Annotated in this window: 5 protein-coding genes and 1 pseudogene; 1 reads left to right on the plus strand and 5 read right to left on the minus strand. The window is 57.4% G+C overall.

Annotation, left to right across the window (positions count from 1 at the left end):
* Positions 1–219: 219 nt before the first annotated feature.
* Positions 220–576 (minus strand): type II toxin-antitoxin system VapC family toxin, encoded by a 357-nt coding sequence (locus ECTHA_RS16560; protein WP_203225288.1) that lies wholly within the window; start codon positions 574–576, stop codon positions 220–222.
* A gap of 42 nt (positions 577–618) precedes the next feature.
* A complete protein-coding gene (locus ECTHA_RS19205; RefSeq protein WP_084306606.1) occupies positions 619–855 on the minus strand; it encodes a type II toxin-antitoxin system Phd/YefM family antitoxin in 237 nt (78 codons plus the stop codon).
* Positions 856–1,089: 234 nt separating this feature from the next.
* On the opposite strand from ECTHA_RS19205, the gene ECTHA_RS19760 reads away from it, so the two are divergent.
* On the plus strand, positions 1,090–1,233 hold the full coding sequence (locus ECTHA_RS19760; protein WP_238984794.1) for a hypothetical protein: 144 nt from the start codon (positions 1,090–1,092) through the stop codon (positions 1,231–1,233).
* A gap of 34 nt (positions 1,234–1,267) precedes the next feature.
* Here the strand turns inward: ECTHA_RS19760 and ECTHA_RS0101795 are convergent, their stop codons facing one another.
* The 3 genes and pseudogenes from ECTHA_RS0101795 to ECTHA_RS20285 form a co-directional block, all read right to left on the minus strand.
* The gene (locus tag ECTHA_RS0101795; RefSeq protein ID WP_025283089.1) at positions 1,268–1,570 is read right to left on the minus strand and encodes a helix-turn-helix domain-containing protein; all 303 of its coding nucleotides are present in this window, start codon (positions 1,568–1,570) and stop codon (positions 1,268–1,270) included.
* Positions 1,571–1,582: 12 nt separating this feature from the next.
* The gene (locus ECTHA_RS19210; RefSeq protein WP_128571981.1) at positions 1,583–1,741 is read right to left on the minus strand and encodes a type II toxin-antitoxin system RelE/ParE family toxin; all 159 of its coding nucleotides are present in this window, start codon (positions 1,739–1,741) and stop codon (positions 1,583–1,585) included.
* 56 nt (positions 1,742–1,797) lie between these two features.
* Positions 1,798–2,056 (minus strand): annotated as a pseudogene (locus ECTHA_RS20285) (integrase core domain-containing protein); the annotation flags it as partial.

The following is a 2,056-nucleotide window of genomic DNA, read 5'->3' on the forward strand; positions in this document are numbered from 1 at the left end:
GACAAGGGGCGATTCGAGTTTCACACCGTGCTGGACGACCGCTACACCCTGGCCGCCATCCACGACTTCGCCCCCGCCCTGCCCTGGTACATCTACCTATGGACACAAGCCGTGGGGCACCTGCTGGTGATGCGGCGCTATCAAAGGCATCTGGCAAGGCTGGCGCGATGAACTACTCCCGCCAAACCGCGGGCCTGGGCCAGCCGATCGATGCCACCATCACCATATCGATTGAACATGCTGATAGGCCCGGATTTTTGTATCTGCGGTGACCAGCGGCACGTTCAGGTGTCGTGCCAGCGCAACGATCATTCTGTCCGCCGGGTCCTTATGGAAATCTCCGGGTAACCGGGTGGACTCAACACCCACCTGGTTGTCAACCGGAACAAACCGAAACCTTTCGATGGCAGAGGCTGTCTCCAGCCAATCATCCACACCCATGGTGAGTATAAGACGGCCGGCCTTCACCAGCATGGCAATCTCCCACGCTGAAATCGCCGACACCAGGACCATGCCATCCTCAGTGGAAAGCTCATTCTCGATGGCCGTTTTCGCGTTGGGGGGACAACTGGCCATCCCCGTTGACCCACCACACAAGCACATGAGTATCCAGAATGATCAAGACGCTGCTTCCCAATCATCTTCTGCCACGGGTTCAGTAGGTGCCCTGTACTCCACCACACTGCCTTTCAACGTCTCCAACGGTGATCGCTGATCCGATCGGTAGCGGCGCACCTCAACGGTGGGTTCCCCACGGTCCGTGACCACGATTGAACCACCCGATGTTTCAACCTGACGAAAATACTCGAGAGCCTTGGCCTTGAATTGGGTTTTTGTTACGTGTTCCTGATACATGACATCACCATGGTCACCGCATATAGTCACCAACTTACAGTGGCACAATGACCCCGTCAATCCGCCGTCGCCCCTCTCTCATACCCAGGTATACTACTGCGCTGGCCCCGCCTGAAAATCCTGGAACTCACCCACGACCCCGCCGCCAGCCACGCACGGCGACAGGTCTACCGCATCACCGGTGGCCTGCTGGCAAGAAATATTGAAGACAAGGGGCGATTCGAGTTTCACACCGTGCTGGACGACCGCTACACCCTGGCCGCCATCCACGACTTCGCCCCCGCCCTGCCCTGGTACATCTACCTATGGACACAAGCCGTGTGGCACCTGCTGGTGATGCGGCGTTATCAACGGCATCTGGCCCGGCTGGCACGGTAGGGGGGCAATGGCTCCATGCCCTCGAGCAAAACAATTACAGTGAGAATCCGTGATGAGTGCCATCGGGAAGCTGTATATCCACACGAACCTTCCCGCCGATGGCTTCAACGTAGCGTTTAAGGGAACTCAAGCGGAGATCCTGGCCGCTCTTCTCCATGCCCGCAATCGTTGGCTGCTTGACGCCGAGCGCGTCGGCCATTTCCGCCTGAGTCATCTCCACTAGACGGCGAACCTCCGATAAGCGGAGTTCCAGCAGCATCGCATCAGCCTTCTCCTTGGCGCGATTGACAACATCAGGGTTCTCGCTGGCAATCAGTTGGTCCAGGGTGCGGGCCATATAGCTTTCACCTCACTTTAATGATTCCAGGTGGGCCGCATATTCCCGGTCAGCCACTGGGATCAAATCATCGTAGAAACGCTTGTTACCGGTCTTATCTCCGGCACACAAGATGATGCCCGTCCGCTGAGGATCAAAGGCAAAGAAGGCTCTAAGTGAAGTGGACCCCATCTGCTGGACCACCTGACAGGGGGTTTAAGCTCTAACCGGGTTGTATCTCTCAGGCGTCAGGCCGCCCGAGTCAGAGGTTGGTTGAAGTAGACCTCATCCGGTGTTGCATCGTCCAGCCCTTGGTGGGGCCGCTCTGCGTTGTACCAGGCGAAGTACTGCTTCAGGTCCTGGCGTAATGGGCTCCATTTTCAAAGGCCTTCAGGTAGACGCACTCGTACTTCACGCTGCGCCAGAGCCGCTCCACGAAGATGTTGTCCTGGTAACAGCCCTTGCCGTCCATGCTGATCTGGATTTTATGGTCTTCGAGCACCTGGG

The sequence above is a fragment of the Ectothiorhodospira haloalkaliphila ATCC 51935 genome (genome assembly GCF_000633935.1).
GTDB classification, from domain to species: Bacteria; Pseudomonadota; Gammaproteobacteria; order Ectothiorhodospirales; family Ectothiorhodospiraceae; genus Ectothiorhodospira; species Ectothiorhodospira haloalkaliphila.

Bases quoted from the DNA above. Each gene is read 5' to 3' on its own strand.
- ECTHA_RS0101795 (WP_025283089.1), bottom strand. From the start codon at position 1,570: ATGGCCCGCACCCTGGACCAACTGATTGCCAGCGAGAACCCTGATGTT.
- ECTHA_RS16560 (WP_203225288.1), bottom strand. From the start codon at position 576: ATGGCCAGTTGTCCCCCCAACGCGAAAACGGCCATCGAGAATGAGCTT.
- ECTHA_RS19210 (WP_128571981.1), bottom strand. From the start codon at position 1,741: ATGGGGTCCACTTCACTTAGAGCCTTCTTTGCCTTTGATCCTCAGCGG.
- ECTHA_RS19205 (WP_084306606.1), bottom strand. From the start codon at position 855: ATGTATCAGGAACACGTAACAAAAACCCAATTCAAGGCCAAGGCTCTC.